This window comes from Sulfitobacter sp. L-8 (assembly GCF_056859255.1).
The window spans coordinates 55,315-73,464 of sequence record NZ_JBSXOD010000042.1 but is presented as its reverse complement, the minus strand read 5'-3'; the positions used below and the strand labels follow the sequence as shown (position 1 = coordinate 73,464).

The following is an 18,150-nucleotide window of genomic DNA, read 5'->3' as shown; positions in this document are numbered from 1 at the left end:
TCTGCACAAGAGAGAAAACTAATTAAATTATTTATTTTCAGATACTTAAATCCTTACTTACTTTTCAACATACGCGCAAACATGGTCGCGAACGTGAGGGTTAAGCGGCCTGCCCGAACGCAAACAGGCCGCTTACTTTACTTGGTCAAGGTTATTTGGTGGGCAGCACACCTGTGTCGTCGGTCTTATTCAACAGATCACCGATGGTGGTGCCGGACGGGCAGTTCTGCAGGTGCTTTGTGATGAGTTCACCGGCCTTGATCAGCCCGTAAAATTTTGCACGATGGATGCCGTCGGTGAGGTGTTTGAACCCCTGACGCTCAATCCCATAGGCCATGTGCGCACATTCGTTAGCGGTCATATTAATCCTTCTGAATTTTGTTTCACTCTGCGAAAAAGCTCGCAACTCATTTATAGACAGCGGCCAAGTGGGATGCGCACAATTGTGCTTTGATGATAAAACCCACCTACTCGGCCCTGCGGGCCTCCCTGCGCGGCCTTCGGCCTTGCCCGTCTCGCTTCGCTCGCCGGACGTTTTATCTGGTCTGACCGAAGGGTATTCGTGCGTATGTTCTGACTTTAATCAATATGTATTTATATGCTTACAGAGATGACTTTCCCCCCTGATCTGATCATACGTGTAAAGGACCAAGGGTTTGCCTTGGTGTGTATGACCAGATCAGGGGAAACGATGTAGCTTACGTCGAAGTGGTGAACCGAACCTTGGCCTGTCGTGACCAAACTGGGCGGCGTCCATTGTCCCAGCGATATCCGGCGTTTCCTGACCGTTCGGTCAACGCGGTCGCAATCCGAAGATTGCGCGACATGGGCGGCTTACCTTCAACCTAACCCATGTCCAGCGGTTGAGACGATTACCTCAGAGCCGCTATCTTTGCTCGTGCTATTCGGCAATGCCGGGGAGCAACCTTACCGGCTTGCGTCCATCATCTAAGACGGGGAGCATCCGGGGATACAACCTGCGACCTATGGCTGGTCGGCTCTCCGCGCCGTCTCGTATTCGGTGTTCTGGAGGTTCTTTAGCAGGGCCATAACATTTTCCTGTTCAGCGTGACTGGCTGACTAGGTAGGCTTGGCGCTGGTCTGATCGTCATTGAAATTAGAAGATCGACTCTAGCTGGCAGGTGCTTTCGTGGGACAAAATATCACAGCTAATGATAACTGCCTACCTTATTCTTGCGTATACTAGCTATTATTGCGCGTCTGCGTCCTCATAGCCTTCTAATCAATACACAGTTTATTTCGACACCTAGCATCACGTTATGACCTGAGAACGCGATGTAACTTGATCGATGCTTTCGCGCCATGCCAGTTGTAGCACTCAAGCATTCAGGTATAGGTTGCACCGGACTGAACTAGCATGGGGGCCTAATGCCGTTTGTTCTTGATGTTTTCCACGATCAACCCTTCGAGATGCGCATTCTCAAGAATGACTTGGAAATCATAGCAATCAACCCTCTCGGACATGACGCGCTGAGCGATGTGCTTTACAGCGCTCACGTTGCGCTTGTCAGACTCGAGCCCTTCACAGGTGACTTTACAGCTGAGCTCATGTTTGACATCGTAGAAACCACTCCAGATGGTTCGAGATACATAGATAATGGGCTGGAAACGAAGAGTTTTCTCTCAGATCAAGACCGGCGAATTACACTCAGTGTAGTTTGTGAAATGACCGCCCACATCGTGAAGCAACAAGATCCTCACGTAATTGTGATGACGACCTCTCAAACCAACTTGCCAGATAAGGCGTTATCTAAATATCAATATCTTTGCGATGCTATACGATCTGTTGGATATGTCGGTGGCGAGAGCAACACTTACGAGGGCAGACATATTTGGATGTTTGTAAAAAGCAACGATGTATCCTAAGTGTATGTCAGTCGCGTGAACGAATCGTTTATTCGAAGTGGGAATTTGTCATGGGTCAAGCACCTTTGAATCGAGATGATCAGATTAAGTTTATGAAGAATGCCAGCCAACGTCGCGAGGCATCCAGGGAGCGTTGGTCTAAAAGCGCAATGCATCAGGATGCCTTACATGAACCGGCGCAACATGACGCTCACACTTCACAGTATTCTCGTCAAAATATTTTAGCACGCCGCTGTGCTTAAGTAGGTTGAACGACAAGCTCTTTGGAAGGTCGCCTCTCGGCGACCTTTTTTCTAATCAAAGCAACCTATTTATATTATTTTACTAACGTCGATAGCGCCCGCTACGTTCTCCTGCATAGCAAATTTCCCGGCCTCATCTTCCGCTGGATTTCAGTTGCCACTGTCCCGCGCATCGTTTGCTCCAGCTCCCGAGCCATTTTGCGCGCCAGATCGTTATTCTGGTCCGGCGCGCCTGCCAATCCGTTCACCGTCACCGGGGCGCTGATCGAAATTGTGGGCGCAGAGGCGCTGGCATGGCCCTTAGGACTCAATGACGGCGTGCGGGCAGCACCTACAAGGCCGCCGCCTGCATAGCCCCTCTGAGCGCTCTGGTGCAGCGCCTCAAGTGCGGGCACACCGATGGCCTTCGTTGCTGCTGCGCTCAGGACATACTCGCCTTTGTGGACTATGCCCGCAGGCTCAAGCTTGCCCCCTGCGCCCGTGTATCCACCCGCTGCAAACCCGCCACCGACTACCCGCAAGACTTTGCCGAAGACTGATCCACCTGCCCCGCTGGCAGCTTCAAGCAGCCGCTTCTTGAGCGCCAGCTTGATCAACTCAAGGATCAGCTGACCTACGGCCTGCTTGGCAGTCATTGCCCCGGTCGCCATACCTTCAAATAGGCTGGCAATCCGGTCTGCACCGGCGCGGCTGGAATTTTGGACCTCTTCGATCTTGTCCGCCGCCAATTCGGCTGCACTGCCCGCGTCGGTGTATTCCTTGGCTAATGTGTCGATCTGGGCGGCAAGCTGTGGCGTCACCTCCACGCCAGCACGTTGCGCCGCCGCCAGCAGCTCAGCTTTAGTGCGGGCAAATTCCATAGCGTCACCATAGCGAAGCTGCGCCCCGGATACTTCTGCCAGCGCTTGAGCCTCAAGACGAAGGGCATTTGTCTCAAGCACGATATTCTCGATTTCGCGTTCAAGCTCGCTCTGCCGCGGCGCACCAGCGCCACCCTTGCCACCACCACTGCCGGAAACCGGCTCTGGTGCGCCAAAGCTGGCATCGACGCTCGGCAGCGCTGGGCGCAGAGATGTGCCAACCGCCAAGCCGGGTGTCGCGGCGCGGTAGCCATTGCGCGACTTCGGGCCGGGGTCCATGTATGACGGCGCAACTGTCTCACCACCCGGCAATGCACCGGGCAGGCTCGCGCGCAGGGCACGAGCGTTCGCCGCCGCTGTGGCAAGTGCCTTCACCAAGCGGCTAAGGCCCCCGATGACATAACCAAAATCAACACCGTCGATGGCGTTCACTTCGGCAAGTGTCGCCTGCGCTGTTGCGGTTGTCTCCGCCAGCCGCTGTTCAAACTCATCCGCGCCGATGGCACCGCTTGCTAGATCGTTGACCAACTTGCGCATCTCGGTCGCTACCCGATCCAATGCGCTTGCCGCTTCTGTCTGCCCCATAGCGCGCAGCTCTGTCGCGACCTTGGCAAGACGGGTCGCATTGCGCTCAGCGATATAGCCGGTTTCATCATAGGCACTTGCCAGCGCCTCAATCTCTGTGCGGTGCGTCTCTACCGCGCGGGCATCACGGTTTAGCTCATCATAGATACCCGCGCCTAACAGCGCGTTGCCCTGCCGTGGGTTGTCAAAGAGGTTGTCGATATGACTGCGCACCTCTCCAAGTTTAGGCATAGCCTCAGCAATGCCGATCACGAGCGATTTCATGAACACATCGGCGCGTGTCTGCAGTGCTGCAAAGCGTTGGTCGAGTTCAGCAGCCTTTTCGATCAGTTCGCTGTCCAGCACCGCGCCGGTGTCATTCGCTGCGCGGATGGTATCGCGCAACTTGGCCTCGCCACGGCTGACCAACTCGGCAAAGCGCTCGCCAGCCGATCCACCGAACAATTCGTCGCTGATCCTGATCCGCGCAGCCTCATCCATGCTTTCCATGCGCCCGATGATCTCAAGCAACAGTTTGGAAGGGTCTGCCAGTTTGGCCTTAAGTTCAGTAGCTCCATACCCCAAGCGGGCAAACGCTTCGGCTCCCGCGCCCTGCCCCGTCACGACAAATTCGTCAGCCCGCAGGTTCAGCTCTTTCAACCCGTCAACGATCTGATCAATGCCGATGCGGTTCTGCGCACCTACAAACTTCCATTCCTGCAAGGCCTGAACGCTAACCCCTGCCCGTTTGGCCTCATCCCCGATCTGCGCTGTCTCGCTTACGATCCGGCCAAGGTTCTGTGACAAACCAGACAAAGCACCTACGGTCAGGCCACCCACCAGACCACCGGCCAAGCCGGGGCCAAGGCGCTTGAACGTGGCACGGATGCTGTCACCGGCCTTGCCGTAGGTGTCGCGCAGCTTGTCAGCACTCTGGCGGGCACGGCGCTCCATTTGGTCGCTGGCGCGGTTCTGCGCAGCGTTGGCGCGCTTTAATCCTTTTTCGAGTTTGTCGATGCGGGCTTCTATATCGACGACAAGGCCGGGAAGGTCAGACATGGGGTAGTATCCTTAGAATATGAAAAGCCCTTCGGCTTCGGGTGCGTTGTATTTGCTCAGCTTGGTTTCAGCGGCGCAGGCTCGGGACACAGCCATCGCGGCGGCGATAGCCCCGTCGATCCGGTCAGTCTTCTTGCCTTTGTGCATCCTGATCAGGCCGGATGTGGGGTTCCGCGATGCGACCACGCTGTCGAAGTGCTGGCGCAGCGCCGCATGACCAGAATGCCGGATAAGTTCGCCGTTCACTGTGCGTTCGAGATCACCAGCGGCCACGCCCATGCTCAAAGGTGCCTGTCTAAACTCGATTGTTGGCAGGCCATCGTCATAGAGCCGCTGCATGGTGGCGCGGGCAAGGTGTGGGTCAAAGGCGACTTCCTCTACATCGAAACGCGCACACAGTTCCCTGATCTGGTCTTCGATCATGCCGTGGTCGATGATCGGGCCGGGGCAGACAGTGATCAGGCCTTCGTCGCGCCATTGTTCATAGGGCAAGCCGTCACGATCTGCGCGGCCTTTGAGGTCATCACCCGGCACGAACAGCCACGGGTGAATGCTGATCTGGTCATCGTCGTGCCGCCAAGCCGCGACAATGGCGGTCAGGTCGCCGCTGATACTCATATCAACTCCGATGTAGCAGGGCAGTTCTTCGAAGTCGGCAAGGTCGATATCAAAGGCGCGGGAATCAAAGGTCGCCATCGAAAAAAGCGGATCACGGCTGTTGGCCTGCCAGACGTTGAGGTTGAATTGCAGGAATGCGGCCTTGTCGGCGGGCTTGTTCTTGGCTTCTTTCGCCAGACCGCGCAGACCTTCCAAGCTCGGGAAGCCGTGGGTAAGGCCGGGGTTTGCTTTGTGCCAGACCGCTTCGTCCTGCCAGTCGTCATCCGGTTCGGCTTGGAACAGGATCGGCAGGTACGCGGGGTTGTCGATCTCGCCAAGGGCAATACGGCGGGCATAGTTGTACTGCTCTGCGGCCAGCGTCTCGGCACCGCGTCCGGCGGTAGTGGCGATCACGGTCAGGCTATCATCTACCTTGGCGGCACCTGATCTAAGCGCTTCCCATAGGTCGCGCCCCTTCCACACGTGGAGTTCATCTACAAAAGTCATCGCCGGGGTTTGGCCGTGGGCGGCGGCGGCGTCGCTCGATAATGTCTTCAGCGTGATATCCTGCGCTTTGAAAACCAGCTTCTTTGGGGCGTTGTGGGCGTCGTAAATCTTCGTCGCCGCGATTAGGTTGCGGTCTTCGCGGATGATGTTTGCGGCTTCCCGGAATAGGATGCCCGCTTGATCCCTGTCAGCCGCCGCCGCGACCACCTGACCAGCGGGGCGGCGTTCTGGGCCTATGGTGTGCAACAGCGCCAGCCCAGCTGCCAAGCTGGTCTTGCGACCACCCCTGCCAATGAGCATGAACACCGTCTGCACGATCCTGCGGCCATCGGGGTGGCGCGGGCCATAAATCCGGCGAATTATTCTTTCCTGCCATGGTGCGAGTTGAAAGGCACGGCCCGGTGCATCGGATGCCGGGTGTCTTAGGGCGCGCAAGAATTGCACGGCGCGTTCACCATGTCCTAGCGGGTCAGGGATAGGCGATGTATCATGCACCCACGCCGGATAGGTCGAGGGCAATTCGACGGATTCCGCCTGTGTCGCGTCTATGATCCCTGAGCCGTCCATTCACTTGATACTGAGCGGGTTGACGTAGCCGCTGTCTGCGTCGTCATCCCTTGCGGTGCCAATGCGCGCACGGCTGACCGGGGATAATCCCAGCTCTGCGGCAAGCTGGCGTGCGGTCTGTGCTGCGCGGTTCTGGACGCCGAACAGCTTGGCGTCGATCTCGCCACCATTCAAGGCGCGGTTGGTTTCAATCTCGCGCACAACGCCACGCATAAGACAGTATTCTTCCACACCGCCAAGGTCGCCTTTGGTCAGGATGCGCGCGGCGATCAGACCAGGCATGATGCGTTTCCACTCAGCCGCGGCGAATGGGCTAAAATACTCAGGCACCCGCGGTGCTTTTGTGAGGGCGTCTTTTGAGGTGGATACTTGCGGCTTCACACCGCGCAGATGTACGCTCATTGCGTCACCGCCCTGATCTCCAACCCGCGACCGTTGGCGATCTCCAACACGCCGGAGATTGCATAGGTCGCACCGTTGTAGGTGATCCGGTCAGCGGTCGAGACGTTCGGTACATACCAGAGCCGGAAAGCGATCGTGCCGGTCGTGCCTTCGCCAGCGCCGGACAGATAGTCCGTAAGCTCTTGTTGGACCACCTCGGCACGCGGTGTGGCGTAGCTGGCCCATATCTGCGTAACGGCACCGGAGGGTTGCACCGTTTCTGTCATCCGCTCCAGTGTGATCTGGTGGCGCATTGCGCCTGCTTTCATCATGGTCATGGTCAATACCGCCACCGGATTACGGCTTCGATCTCAATCACGCCGTGTGTGTAGGCAAGCTCAGGCTGTGGGTCGCGCAACCAGATCACGCGGGGTTGGTCCAATTGATCAATGTCGAAACCGTCCTGAGCGTCGGCCATGCCAATCACCGCGCGGCTCACTGCAAAGCCGATAGCCTTGGCAGTGTCCGGACCGTCTTCAATCGCCCAGACGTGGCAATCGAGGTTCACGCGGGCAAGGTGCTGATCACCGGACGCGCGGCCCAGATATTGAGTGCTGGCACCGGACATAATCACGCAGGGAAAGCGGTCAGCACGGCCTGCGCGGATATGCTCAGGCTGCACCAGTGCGGTAACTGCCGGGTCTGCGATCAGGGTGGCGCGCAGGGCGGTTTGCAGGCTTACAGATGGTTCAATCATCATTTGCCACTGTTCGCTTTTATTGCCTTTGTGATGGCGCTCTGGATACGGCGCAGTACTTTGGCCTTTTTGAGCCGGAACGCAGGCCGCATGAATGGCTGCGCTTCCATCTTCACGCTGCCAAACTCAACGATATGACCATACCGCACGTCGGTATTGCCCACAGTGACCGCCGCCTGATTTTCTTTCAATGTGACGCTGCCACCGCCCTCAGCATAATCAGATGTCGTTTCGCCGGGTCCGGTGACTTGAATGCTGCCTAGCAAGTCGCCCTGATCTTCTGGCACTAGCATTTCCATAGCAGATTCAATGTCCTGCGCGCCTTTAACCAACGCGGGGCGCAGTTCTACCAATACCCCACGGGGTATCGCCAGCAGGCGCTTTTCGAGTTCCGCTGATCCTTTAAGTCGCGACATGGCCGGTCACACTCTCGCGGTAAGGGGCAATCAGTTCTAGCACACCAAATGGCACGGCGCTCAGGCGCATGTCTGTCGCGGCCTCACGATTGACATACCAGAAGCTGGCCAGCTGTAGCGCGGCCTCTATGAAGGAAGCCGGAATAGGATCAACAAAGGGCTTACCAGTGTGGTTCGCAATCCATTCTTCAGCGACGCGCAATTTGTGCCGCAACAGGCCGTCGTCAAGATCGTGTTCGAGGTTCAGTTGCGCCTTGATCAGCCCCAGCGTTACGTTACTCACTGTTGGGTTTCCTTTGTAAAATCTATTTCACTGCCATCTTGTGCGGCTGTCATCGCGCCGGTCTTCTGCCCCTCCCCAAAGTCTGGACCTACCCCCCGGCGGCGTGACCTTGGCGGTGTGGTCACCGTGCGTTCAACTGACCAACCCCATTTGAGCCGTGCATGGATGGTCTGAGTGCTCACACCGATGCGCTTCGCCCATGCACTTGCGCGCATGGCTTCACCGTTGTGAGTGATCAGCTTGCCTGAATGCTCATCGCGGGATGCTTGGCGTTTAGTTGCGCTCAAGCCTCTTGGTGATGGTGCATCAAGCAGGCGCTTGGCTATCGCGTCACGCACAGCAACCGGGTCGAGGTCAGCCATCGTGCAGACCAAATCAAAGTCAGGGTTGGCAATGGTCAGGTAGTGCCGCGCCTCTTGGGTCGCCTTCAGCTTCGCAGACTTAGGCTCACCTGAACTGGTGCAGCCGCTTAGGGCGTCCTGCACCGTGACCAACAGCACTTCGCGCGAGAGGTTTTGTTCTGCGCTCATAGCGAATGCTTTCTATCTTGATTGCGCAATAAGCTTAGTGTGATGTCCAGCTGTTGGCATTCCGCCCTCAGAATCAGAGACTCATAATGAAACGATTTTCCGTGTTGATTTTGGCTACCGCATTGTTTGGGTGTGATACCCAGCCTGCAGAGAATTACAGTGGGGCTATTGCCGCATCTGTTCCCGTAAGCTCTTCGATAAAAGCGCAGATCGTCCGCGATGCACGTGATTGGCTTGCGGATCCTTACTCCGTTAGAGATGCGGAAATATCCAACGTCGCTACGTTCGCGAATGGGACGCAGGGCGTCTGTGTTAAAGCAAACAGCAAGAACAAGATGGGCGGATACACTGGACGCCAATCGATGGCGATTTCCATCCGAAATGGGCAGCTCGTCGGACATACTCTGAATAACCCGCTCTGCGCTCGACCCGATGTAGTTTACCGACCCTTTCCCGAGCTTGAAGCATTGAAGCAGCTTTAAGATATTTGCGTATTGCTGGGTCATGTAGCACGCTCCTGCCGTTGTTTGCGCCGGTTGTGGCAAGGGGCGCAGAGGCTCTGGAGATTGCTCTTGTCCCAGAACAGCACCATGTCGCCTTTATGCGGGATAATATGACCTACTACGGTGGCCGGTGCGTTGCACATTGCGCACCGTGGAAATGCTGCAAGGAAAGCTTTGCGCAATGCGCGCCATGCACCGTTGTAACCGCGCTGTGCGGCTGTGGGGCGATTGCCGTCGTGGCGCTTGTTACGGGCACGGGTGCTGGCGATCTGACAGGCGCAGCGGGTGCCGTGTGGCACGATCTTACCGCAACGGCAAAGGTGTGGCGGGCGGCTCATAAGTAGCGCGCCTGTGAATGCCGCACCTTTAGTGCGCGCAAGCCTTCCCGGTCGAATTCAGGATCAAGGCCAGCGTCGATGTTTGCTTGCCGCTGATCGGCTGACATCGCCGGGGTACTGTTGGTGTTATCCTCTGTGCTACCATGTACGGCTTTCAGCTGGTCGATGTGACCGTCGAAGGCTCGCAGTATTTCAGGTAAGGTGGCTGACCATGCCGTGTCCGGTGTCCAGCCAAGCCAGCCGGTCGCGATCTTGTAGGCGTCGGTGTAGAAGTCAGCCCATTGAACAGGCTTACCGGTCGGTGCCTTCGTGGCCTCTGCCTGACCTGTGGCGAGGTCGGGCGTCATCAGCGCTGTGAGAATTGCGAAGGCAGGTATGGTCAGCGTTTCTTGCACGTCCTTCAACTTGGCACCTTTCAGGGCGTGTAGAAGACGCTGACCAGCTGCGCGATCCGTAGCAGAATTAAGGACAATTTCGCGCAGCATTCCGATATGGCCTTGCTGAACCTTTTGCAGCAGCGGCACAAAGCCGCCGTGCATGCGCTCTAACACAGTAGCGGCCCGCAAAGACGGCCTGAGCCATACGGTGTGATCACCGTAGGTCAGGGTAACGTCAGTTGCGGGCCGGGTGTTCATAGTCGCTTACACCGCGCACTTCAGCTTAACGAAGCGGTCTTTGTGCGTTATGTCAGCACCGACACGCTTGCGGGCATGGAACCGCACTTGACCGTTGGTGGCCAAGCTATAGGGGTCGCGCAGCGTGGTCAGGCCAACGCGGTCGATGATCCGATAACCGGACATATCACCGAACAGGATCGGGTTTTTGTCTGCGCCGATATCGTCCATATCCACCATCTCAACAACAGGGCGGCCCAGCAATGTCGAGGGTGCGCCCGCGGTGATCGGATCAAGCACGAGATAGCGGCCATTGCCATCCTTCCACTGCCGGACGATTGCCAGCGTGTTGCGGTTCATCATCCAGACACCGGACTGAGCGTAGGTCGTGGCGATCTTGTGATACATGGCGACCAGCACGTCAGCAGGGTTTGACGCGGGGAAGTTCGCCGCAACGCCGGTTTTTAGCTCGGCAATGCCAGACTCGGCCATGATGCCGAACGGCTGACCAGCGCCAGTACCTTTGACGAATGCCAGCCCTTCTGTTCTCGCGAATGACTCCGCGAAGTCAGACAGCAGCTCGCCTTCAAGATCATAGATGTTGTCTTCAAGCAGCGCGTTCGACACGTCCGTGAATGTCGCTAGCTCGTGCGGTGTCATTGTCACCTGTTCAAACGTCATGCCGGATGCGGTGCGGCTGGCGATCTCGGCGACCCATGTCGCAGCTGTGCCGGTGACGCGGCGCGGGTAGGTAATCGACGGGGCGCTGATCTGGATCACCTTCGCATACTGGCGCAGGGGTGAAAACTCGTTCAGCAGCTTAATCAGCTCACTGCCAAATTCCTTGGGTGCGAGAAAACCACCATTGGCGTCTGTGCCAACCGTCAGGGCTTTGACTTCCTCTGGTGCGATACGTTCAACGCCACGGCGCAGGAAGTTGCCGAATGCCTTGGTTTCTTCGTCAGCTACGGGGCCGGTGATATGAACGCCTTGGGGCCGGTTGGCCTTGGCTTCCATAGCGTCCAGCCGTTTGACTACCGCGTCAAAAGCCTTTTGATCGGCTTTGGGCGCGTCATTGGCCGGAATGTTTGCGATTGCGTCTGCAATCATTTGTTCGATTTCTTCGGGTTCCATGTGGGTTTCCTTGTTCATGGTGGTGTCATCGGACTTGATGGACGTGATCTGCGCGCCCGGATGACACGGGATGGCGACAACAGAGATTTCATGAAGGGTCAGCGCGGTGATCGTGCGGCCCTTGGCGCGGGGGGTGGCCTTGTTCGTCACAAAGCCGATACTCAGGCCGGTGACGGCCTTGCTACGGATCATAGCGCGCACTTCACGCGCACGCTCTACGTCATCCACCAGCAAGCGCCCCTTTACGGTCAGGCCGGTGTCAGATTCTGTGATAGTGTCCCAGACGCCGATGACCTGACCCTGATCGTGCGCGAACAGCATGGGCAGGGTTGCAGGTGTGGTGATAGCGCCCTTTTCGATCATGTCGCCTACGCGGTCTGGTGTGCCATAGGGCCATGCTGTACCGGTGATCTCGCCGGTGTCAGTGACGGACAGTACCGCCTTGATTTCAATGCGGTCTGTCATTGTGGTATATCTCCGGTTGCCGGGGCGTTTGTGCCGTTCCACCGGGCGTCAAGAATATCTAGCGCCAATGGGAAAATTTCGGACATGGGGCGATTGCGCGCATAAGTACCGACAAGCTGCATCGCCTCTTGCGGGTGCATCCCAGCACCGATGAGGCTAAGCCGGATGATCTCGGCAAGGTCTGCGGCTTTGAAGTGCATCGCGATGATGCGTTGATAGAATGCACCGATGCCAATGTCCGTGATCCGTTCCAGTTCGGTGATCATGTCATCGGTCAGGCAAAAAGCATGCTCGGCAGTGCCAAAGAAAGCGCGGTGCGTGATCATACTGTGTCACCTTCTGGTGCCGGGTCAGCCGCGCCGGACGTTGTGTAGGGGTTGGCTAAGCTGTCACCGTCTGGCAGGGGTGCGAGGTTTAAGCCGCTGCGCACTTCGTTGGCTGTCATCGCGCCCATGCTGCGGTATTGCCCATAGGCACCGGCACGGGCGGCGGCGTTCGTGGTCAACAGGTCATCGGTGACAAATTCCACATAAACGCGGCGCGTTCCTCTGGCGTGAACAGGACGCGCGCATAAGCCCATGCCCAGCTTGTCAGCCATGGCTTAAGGGTAATGGCATAAAACTGGCGCGCCATTTCCTCAGTGTTGGACCATGTGCCGCGTGTCAGTTCAAAGAGCATGGTAGGCGGCACCCGAAAGACGCGGGCGATCTCGCGTATCTGTTCAAGGCGGTTCTCTGCGAACTGCGCGTCGGCAAGGGTCATAGAAAGCTGATCGTAGCTCATGCCCTCGTCCAAGATCGCGGTGCCGCCGGCGTTGCGCCCCGCATGAGTGTTGAACCAAGAAGCCGCGATCTTTTTCTTGGCCTCTACGTCCAGCACCTTTTCGCTTTTGATGATGCCAGAAGGGCGCGCGCCATTGGCAAACAGGCTGGCGATGTGCTGTTCGAAGGCAAGACTGAGGGCGATAGCTTCACGGCCAAGGGTGATCGGTGAGACGCCACCGAACGGCTGGATATGCAGGATATCGCGGTAGCTGTAGCGGCGCGGTCCCTGATCAGTCTGAACGATGTAGAAAGGTTCACCGTCCGGCTCATAATCAGTGCGCACCGTAGCCGGGTCCAGCCGGTGCAGCCCAAAGGGTGTGCCATCTGTCAGCCGCGCGACATGGGCAAAGCCGTTGCCGGTCAGTAGGGCGTCGATGGTGAGGGCTTCACGCAGCTGGCCTGCGCTGGTCCACTCATTTGCCTCACCATGCACCAGCTTATACGCGGTACTGTCCTTGGCGGCTTCTTTGGTGGCGCTAAGGTGCACCTTAGCTGGCATGGCACCGATGGTCTCAGAGATCAGCGCCACGGCGCACGCAACGGCTGGAACGCGCAGGGCTGAGTTTCCGCTAACATGAATGCCGGAAGCCGTAGGGGTCAGGCCGAACAGCTCGAAAGCTGTTGGGTCCGATAGAGTCAAGGCTTTAGTTTCGGGCTTGCTGAAAAGTCGTTTAATTATGGACATGGATAATCCGAAAGGTGCTAAGCGTGGTATCTATATACCACACCTTGTAACCATCGGTAATCCCTAAAATGTTATGTTATTACATTTCATTTAGATCAACTGGTACCGTGGAAGCTTCGCGATTGCATCGGCCTTGGTCTTGATTGTGACATCGCCATAGTTATCAGCGGCGGTCCTACCCGCATGGCCTTGGATTGCATCAGCGACACGATCCGAGATACCAAGTTCGCGGCACTGTGTTTTGAGCCGGTGCCGCCATGCGAGGTTTGGTTGAACTCCATCAGGCACCAGACCGTTCTTGCGTAGCCAGTCGGATAGCTTGTTTGAGACAATCACAGCTGCACTTCTAAACTTCTCAGCCCTCGTCGCATTGTGGAACAACGGGCCATTGTCGGAACCCTCTACAAATTCGATAAACCCCGCTTCTATTATCTGTGCATGCAGCGGCACATCACGATATCCACCGGCCTTCACTGTACCTGCGTCCGGTGTGATCCGCACCACCCAGTAATCACCTACCTTTGTCACGTCCTCTTTGCGCAGTTGGATGATTTCGGAAACACGCGTACCGGTAAATGCGCAGATGATCGGCACCCATCGCTTCACGTTCGCCATTTGCGTAGATTCACGCACACGTCCAAACTCGTCCGGTGTCGATTGATACGTGCGTGACGCCTTCAATACCTTCTTGGCTTCGTCATCGGTGTATCCACGTTCACGGCCATACACTTTCCGCGGCTTTGGCTGTCGCACTGTTGCGGCCACGTTCTCGGGCAACCGATCATTTTCTACAGCCCAAGCGATCACGGATTTTAAAGCTGAGAGGTAGATATCGTTCACTGTCTTTGGCGATAGCGTTTTCATAAGGTGGTCTCGCCAAGCCAGCACGTCTTTCTTCGTCACGCGACCAGCGTCGTTGTGCTTGAGAAACTTGCGCAAGTTGTCGATCACTGGGCGCAGCCGCTGCCCCTTGTCACGCATGAAGCCCGCCTGCATGCGACTATTTAGGTAATCGGTCCATAGCCCTGTGAGGCTGACCGGCGTGGGTGCTTTATCGGCCTGTGCAGCATTTTTAATGAGCGGCGTTGTAGGGATGCCGCTAAAGTCGCCTTCGTCGCGTTCTGCGGCCCGTGCCAGTGCCTCTAACTCTGCGCTGCACAATGCACGGGCGATCACGCGCCATTCATCACTGCCCTGCGCTGCATCGATGTTACCTGCGGCTCGGAACCTTTCAAGCTGGTCACCGATCAGCGCGGCCATCTCGTCGTTACTGGCGCGGCCTGCAATTGCATCGCGCAGCCTGTGGACATAAAGATCATCAATGCCGGTTGCCACGTAGCGCGGATCGTTTCGCAATTCATCATCAAACGCCAGCCGCTGCATGTAATGACTTAGGGCAATCTGGTCGGGTGCCAGCGGGTAACGTGCGGGGCCGGTCTGTGCGCGTCCCTGCCCTGCGCTGCGCTCCGCCTGCGCGATCTGGTGCTGTAGCTGCGCCACCGCACCGGGTAGCAATCTCAAAGCCTGCCGATAGTCAGCACCCAAAGGGCTGCGCAGTTCAGTCTTACCTACGATTCCGCGCAGGTCTTTGGGAACCACAAGCCGCGCATGATACCTGCCGGAACGATTGATTAAGTGCCTGACCTTGCCAGCCATTGAAAACCCCGATTGTAACCAAAACTGTAACCGTTGAACGGCCAAAGTGCCTTATTTGCAAGGGATTTATTTGATTTCAAGGGGTTACAGTGGTGCGGGTGAAGGGACTCGAACCCCCACGCCATAGGCGCCAGAACCTAAATCTGGTGCGTCTACCAATTCCGCCACACCCGCATTGCAGGCTCATTATCAAACAAGTTCACTGGTGGCGAGAGGTAAAAACACCGAAACTTGATAGTTTTTTCGCACATTCCTGAACCGCACTGACCTTCAGTTAACAGCCCAGTTCACGAAATACCCTAGGTAGCTCTTCGGTCAAATCTTCGGCGATCAGCCCCGGTCCAAAACTTAGCGCTGCCTCGACATGCAACCAGGTTGCGTATTGCGCCGCCACGAAGGGCTCAATGCCCCGCGCGATCAGTCCGGCAATCATTCCTGCCAGAACGTCCCCCGCCCCCGCCGTGGCAAGCCATGGCGCGGCGCGTTTACCCGAGGCGTGATGCACCGCCACGCGTCCGCCGGGATCAGCAATGGCAGTGATAGCCCCCTTGTACAGCACTATCGCCCCCGCTGTCTGTGCGCTCGCCAGACACATTTGCGCCTTGCGATCCGACGCATCCGCGGCGGGCACATCCCTGGTTCCGCTTCCAAACAAACGTTGAAATTCTCCGGCATGAGGCGTCAGCACACAATGTGGCCCAAGCAGCTTTTTCAACGGTTCATTCCGCGCCAATATCGTCAGCGCATCAGCGTCAAGCACGCAAGGCTTTTTACTTTCTAGAACGGCTTGCAGCAGCTCTCCCTGTGATGCAGCGACACCAAGAGCCGGCCCGATACACACGCTCGAGATCCGATCGTCAGCCAATATGCCGTGCAAGCTGTCAGCGTCTGAAACCCGTCGCTGCATCAATGCGGTGATATGCATCGAAACCTCAAGTTGCGCCGCAGGGGGTACCGCCAGGGTCACTGCCCCCGCCCCGATCCGCAACGCGGCCCTGGCCGCCAGCCGACTTGCACCGGTGCGCCCGGACCCGCCGCTTACCACAACTGCGTGTCCATGTTCGTACTTGTGACCCTGCCGCTTGTTCAACAGTGCGATATCAAGCGTTTCACGAACAATCCGACTCGGCTTCACACGGTTTTCCTTCTGTTATCTGTTCGTAAAAACACCCTAAGGGACGGCATAATCAAAGAGCAATCGCGACACCGGCAAACACAAGTTTCCAAATTGCTTATTTTTTAATCTTAACGCTTAATTTTCAGGCCAACCTGTGAATTTTTTGGCACCCCATGTGGACTTCCTGCTGTGGTTGCTAGACCGTCAGCCTGCATAGTGAAATGACGCTGATGTAATACGATTGAACACCGTGTCTGGCAGGGAGGCCTCAAATGAAAAAGATCGAAGCTGTGATCAAGCCGTTCAAGCTTGATGAAGTCAAAGAGGCGCTTCAGGAAGTTGGCGTTCAGGGCCTTAGCGTTATCGAGGTCAAAGGCTTTGGCCGTCAGAAAGGTCACACCGAACTGTACCGCGGCGCTGAATACGTCGTCGACTTTTTGCCGAAGGTAAAAATCGAGATCGTTCTTGATGATGATCAGGTAGACGCCGCCATCGAAGCCATCGTAAACGCTGCGAAAACCGAAAAGATTGGTGATGGCAAAATTTTTGTCAGCCCCGTCGAACAGACAATCCGCATCCGCACCGGCGAAACCGGTTCAGACGCGCTGTAAATATTCCGAGATTTAAGTAAAAGGATATCATCCAATGAGCACCAAGGACTTCCTGAAGAAGATCAAAGACGAGGACATTGAATACGTTGACGTGCGCTTTACCGATACCCGCGGTAAATTGCAGCACGTCACGATCGTCTCTGACTTGGTCGATGAGGACTTTATCGAAGAAGGCTTTATGTTCGATGGCTCTTCGATTGCGGGCTGGAAAAGCATCGAAGCCTCGGACATGAAGTTGATGCTGGACACGGACACTGCCTATGTAGACCCGTTCTATGCCGAAAAAACAATCTGCGTGCATTGCTCGATTGTTGAGCCGGACACCGGCGAAGCCTACGATCGTGACCCCCGCGGCACGGCGCAAAAGGCAGAGGCCTACCTGAAGTCCTCTGGCATTGGCGACACGGCCTATATGGGTCCGGAAGCCGAATTCTTTCTGTTCGACAACGTGAAATTCTCAAACACCATCAACAAAGTATCCTATGAGGTGGACGCATCAGACGCCTCTTGGAACTCCGACACCGACTATGAAATGGGTAACATGGGTCACCGCCCGGGCCTGAAGGGTGGGTATTTCCCGGTAAACCCTACCGACGAAGCGCAAGACCTGCGCGCCGAAATGCTGTCGACAATGAAGCGTCTTGGCATGAAGGTCGACAAGCACCACCACGAAGTGGCGTCTTGCCAGCATGAACTTGGCCTGATTTTCGGCACCTTGACGCATCAAGCCGACGAGTTGCAAAAATACAAGTATGTGATCCACAACGTGGCCCACGCTTACGGCAAATCCGCGACATTCATGCCCAAGCCGATCTACGGCGACAACGGGTCCGGCATGCATGTGAACATGTCGATCTGGAAAGACGGCAAGCCGCTTTTCGCAGGCGACAAATATGCGGATCTCAGCCAGGAAGCGCTTTGGTTCATCGGTGGCATTCTGTCCCACGCAAAATCGCTGAACGCCTTCACCAACCCGGCGACCAACAGCTACAAGCGACTGATCCCCGGCTTCGAAGCGCCGGTCCTGCGCGCATATTCCGCGCGCAACCGCTCTGGCTGCGTCCGTATCCCGTGGACAGAAAGCCCCAAGGCCAAGCGCGTCGAGGCCCGGTTCCCCGATCCCGCAGCCAACCCTTACCTGTGCTTTGCTGCGTTGCTGATGGCCGGCCTTGACGGGATCAAAAACAAGATCGACCCAGGCGAGGCCATGGACAAAAACTTGTATGATCTGCCCGCAGAAGAGCTTGCCGATATCCCAACGGTTTGCGGATCGCTGCGCGAAGCACTGGAAGAACTGCAAGGCGATATGGATTACCTGCTGGCCGGTGACGTATTCACCAAAGATCAGATCGACGGGTATATCGAACTCAAGATGGAAGAAGTTCACAAATACGAACATACTCCGCACCCTGTCGAATTCGGCATGTACTACAGCTGCTGATCTTTCGGGCGTCAGCCCGACAGTTGACCAAATGCAAGGGCATCCCACTCCGGGGTGCCCTTCGTTTTGAGAACAGCCCCCCCTTTGCAGCCCGTGGCGCACACGATAGTAT

Annotated in this window: 23 protein-coding genes and 1 tRNA gene; 5 read left to right on the top strand and 19 right to left on the bottom strand. The window is 56.6% G+C overall.

The genetic code is table 11. From position 1 onward, the window contains the following. Window positions 1–151 precede the first annotated feature (151 nt). Together AC13DE_RS06580 and AC13DE_RS06575 are read right to left on the bottom strand one after the other, a co-directional pair. Window positions 152–361, bottom strand: a complete 210-nt coding sequence (locus tag AC13DE_RS06580; RefSeq protein ID WP_483047425.1) for a hypothetical protein — start codon at window positions 359–361, stop codon at window positions 152–154. 337 nt (window positions 362–698) lie between these two features. After that, on the bottom strand, window positions 699–827 hold the full coding sequence (locus AC13DE_RS06575; protein ID WP_483047424.1) for a hypothetical protein: 129 nt from the start codon (window positions 825–827) through the stop codon (window positions 699–701). A 562-nt stretch (window positions 828–1,389) separates the two neighbouring features. On the opposite strand from AC13DE_RS06575, the gene AC13DE_RS06570 reads away from it, so the two are divergent. Next, a complete protein-coding gene (locus AC13DE_RS06570; protein ID WP_483047423.1) occupies window positions 1,390–1,887 on the top strand; it encodes a hypothetical protein in 498 nt (165 codons plus the stop codon). 343 nt (window positions 1,888–2,230) lie between these two features. Here AC13DE_RS06570 and AC13DE_RS06565 read toward each other — a convergent pair whose 3' ends face one another. From AC13DE_RS06565 to AC13DE_RS06530, 8 genes are read right to left on the bottom strand one after another with little or no spacing between them, the layout of a single operon-like run. Next, window positions 2,231–4,612: a hypothetical protein gene (locus AC13DE_RS06565; protein WP_483047422.1), complete on the bottom strand. Its 2,382-nt coding sequence runs from the start codon at window positions 4,610–4,612 to the stop codon at window positions 2,231–2,233. A 12-nt stretch (window positions 4,613–4,624) separates the two neighbouring features. Continuing rightward, complete coding sequence (locus AC13DE_RS06560; protein ID WP_483047421.1) at window positions 4,625–6,283, bottom strand: terminase large subunit; 1,659 nt, start codon at window positions 6,281–6,283, stop codon at window positions 4,625–4,627. Beyond that, complete coding sequence (locus AC13DE_RS06555; RefSeq protein WP_483047420.1) at window positions 6,284–6,685, bottom strand: P27 family phage terminase small subunit; 402 nt, start codon at window positions 6,683–6,685, stop codon at window positions 6,284–6,286. Next, on the bottom strand, window positions 6,682–7,002 hold the full coding sequence (locus AC13DE_RS06550; protein WP_483047419.1) for a phage head closure protein: 321 nt from the start codon (window positions 7,000–7,002) through the stop codon (window positions 6,682–6,684). Before AC13DE_RS06550 ends, AC13DE_RS06555 begins: the two co-directional genes overlap by 4 nt. 2 nt (window positions 7,003–7,004) lie before the next feature. Beyond that, the gene (locus tag AC13DE_RS06545; RefSeq protein ID WP_483047418.1) at window positions 7,005–7,424 is read right to left on the bottom strand and encodes a DUF3168 domain-containing protein; all 420 of its coding nucleotides are present in this window, start codon (window positions 7,422–7,424) and stop codon (window positions 7,005–7,007) included. Continuing rightward, a complete protein-coding gene (locus AC13DE_RS06540; RefSeq protein ID WP_483047417.1) occupies window positions 7,421–7,837 on the bottom strand; it encodes an HK97-gp10 family putative phage morphogenesis protein in 417 nt (138 codons plus the stop codon). Before AC13DE_RS06540 ends, AC13DE_RS06545 begins: the two co-directional genes overlap by 4 nt. Continuing rightward, window positions 7,824–8,120, bottom strand: coding sequence for a head-tail connector protein (locus tag AC13DE_RS06535; protein WP_483047416.1), 297 nt, complete (start codon window positions 8,118–8,120; stop codon window positions 7,824–7,826). Before AC13DE_RS06535 ends, AC13DE_RS06540 begins: the two co-directional genes overlap by 14 nt. Beyond that, window positions 8,117–8,650 carry a hypothetical protein gene (locus AC13DE_RS06530; RefSeq protein WP_483047415.1) on the bottom strand — a complete coding sequence of 178 codons (534 nt, stop codon included), beginning with the start codon at window positions 8,648–8,650 and terminating at the stop codon, window positions 8,117–8,119. The genes AC13DE_RS06535 and AC13DE_RS06530 overlap by 4 nt, the downstream gene beginning before the upstream one ends. A gap of 86 nt (window positions 8,651–8,736) precedes the next feature. Here AC13DE_RS06530 and AC13DE_RS06525 point away from each other — a divergent pair, with 86 nt between their 5' ends. Then, window positions 8,737–9,132 carry a hypothetical protein gene (locus AC13DE_RS06525; RefSeq protein WP_483047414.1) on the top strand — a complete coding sequence of 132 codons (396 nt, stop codon included), beginning with the start codon at window positions 8,737–8,739 and terminating at the stop codon, window positions 9,130–9,132. A gap of 20 nt (window positions 9,133–9,152) precedes the next feature. On the opposite strand, the gene AC13DE_RS06520 is transcribed toward AC13DE_RS06525, so the two are convergent. Further along, window positions 9,153–9,242: a hypothetical protein gene (locus tag AC13DE_RS06520; protein ID WP_483047478.1), complete on the bottom strand. Its 90-nt coding sequence runs from the start codon at window positions 9,240–9,242 to the stop codon at window positions 9,153–9,155. Window positions 9,243–9,263: 21 nt separating this feature from the next. Between AC13DE_RS06520 and AC13DE_RS06515 the strand changes: the two genes are divergently transcribed. Next, window positions 9,264–9,497 (top strand): hypothetical protein, encoded by a 234-nt coding sequence (locus AC13DE_RS06515; RefSeq protein ID WP_483047485.1) that lies wholly within the window; start codon window positions 9,264–9,266, stop codon window positions 9,495–9,497. On the opposite strand, the gene AC13DE_RS06510 is transcribed toward AC13DE_RS06515, so the two are convergent. From AC13DE_RS06510 to AC13DE_RS06475, 8 genes are all read right to left on the bottom strand, one after another. Then, on the bottom strand, window positions 9,488–10,126 hold the full coding sequence (locus tag AC13DE_RS06510) for a hypothetical protein (RefSeq protein ID WP_483047413.1): 639 nt from the start codon (window positions 10,124–10,126) through the stop codon (window positions 9,488–9,490). The two genes, AC13DE_RS06515 and AC13DE_RS06510, sit on opposite strands and share 10 nt — an antisense overlap. Window positions 10,127–10,132: 6 nt before the next feature. Further along, a complete protein-coding gene (locus tag AC13DE_RS06505) occupies window positions 10,133–11,704 on the bottom strand; it encodes a phage major capsid protein (protein WP_483047412.1) in 1,572 nt (523 codons plus the stop codon). After that, window positions 11,701–12,030, bottom strand: coding sequence for a gene transfer agent family protein (locus AC13DE_RS06500; protein WP_483047411.1), 330 nt, complete (start codon window positions 12,028–12,030; stop codon window positions 11,701–11,703). Before AC13DE_RS06500 ends, AC13DE_RS06505 begins: the two co-directional genes overlap by 4 nt. After that, entirely contained in the window at window positions 12,027–12,209 is a 183-nt protein-coding gene (locus AC13DE_RS06495; protein WP_483047410.1) for a hypothetical protein, read from the bottom strand. Before AC13DE_RS06495 ends, AC13DE_RS06500 begins: the two co-directional genes overlap by 4 nt. Continuing rightward, window positions 12,206–13,213 carry a phage portal protein gene (locus tag AC13DE_RS06490; RefSeq protein ID WP_483047409.1) on the bottom strand — a complete coding sequence of 336 codons (1,008 nt, stop codon included), beginning with the start codon at window positions 13,211–13,213 and terminating at the stop codon, window positions 12,206–12,208. Before AC13DE_RS06490 ends, AC13DE_RS06495 begins: the two co-directional genes overlap by 4 nt. Before the next feature lie 90 nt (window positions 13,214–13,303). Further along, window positions 13,304–14,869 carry a DUF6538 domain-containing protein gene (locus tag AC13DE_RS06485; protein WP_483047408.1) on the bottom strand — a complete coding sequence of 522 codons (1,566 nt, stop codon included), beginning with the start codon at window positions 14,867–14,869 and terminating at the stop codon, window positions 13,304–13,306. A gap of 90 nt (window positions 14,870–14,959) precedes the next feature. Continuing rightward, window positions 14,960–15,043 (bottom strand) — tRNA-Leu (locus tag AC13DE_RS06480). Window positions 15,044–15,143: 100 nt separating this feature from the next. Then, on the bottom strand, window positions 15,144–16,004 hold the full coding sequence (locus tag AC13DE_RS06475) for an NAD(P)H-hydrate dehydratase (RefSeq protein ID WP_483047407.1): 861 nt from the start codon (window positions 16,002–16,004) through the stop codon (window positions 15,144–15,146). A 254-nt stretch (window positions 16,005–16,258) separates the two neighbouring features. Between AC13DE_RS06475 and AC13DE_RS06470 the strand changes: the two genes are divergently transcribed. Both AC13DE_RS06470 and glnA read left to right on the top strand, forming a co-directional pair. Next, the gene (locus AC13DE_RS06470) at window positions 16,259–16,597 is read left to right on the top strand and encodes a P-II family nitrogen regulator (protein WP_446297551.1); all 339 of its coding nucleotides are present in this window, start codon (window positions 16,259–16,261) and stop codon (window positions 16,595–16,597) included. A gap of 34 nt (window positions 16,598–16,631) precedes the next feature. Beyond that, window positions 16,632–18,038, top strand: a complete 1,407-nt coding sequence (gene glnA / locus AC13DE_RS06465) for a type I glutamate--ammonia ligase (protein ID WP_446313499.1) — start codon at window positions 16,632–16,634, stop codon at window positions 18,036–18,038. The last annotated feature ends 112 nt before the right edge of the window (window positions 18,039–18,150 follow it).